General features: G+C 55.0%; 1 pseudogene. It reads right to left on the reverse strand.

The features are described from left to right. A pseudogene (locus BK660_RS32815) lies at positions 1-200 on the reverse strand (hypothetical protein); the annotation flags it as partial. Positions 201-278 lie beyond the last annotated feature (78 nt).

Consider the following 278-nt stretch of genomic DNA (forward strand, 5'->3'; position numbering starts at 1 on the left):
TCGGTGGCAACTGCTTTGGCAACCTTTGCCTTTACAGCGCATCGAACCTCGTCAGTTAAGTCACGCTGCCAGCCTTCTTTGCTCGCTCGCTTCTGTATTGCTGTGTCCGAGCTGCCACTAGCTGCGGCGATCTCTCTTACGGAAAGCAGGCCAGCCCGGTAGGCACGTTCAATTGCCTCCCAATCGGGCTTGGCTGCCATGTTGGAATCCTTCAGTTCTTCTGCTGCCTCATAGGTAGCAGCGAAGATGTCTGGCTTGCAGGGATAACTCTCACCCTT

The sequence above is a fragment of the Pseudomonas brassicacearum genome (assembly GCF_003732265.1).
GTDB classification, from domain to species: Bacteria; Pseudomonadota; Gammaproteobacteria; order Pseudomonadales; family Pseudomonadaceae; genus Aquipseudomonas; species Aquipseudomonas brassicacearum_D.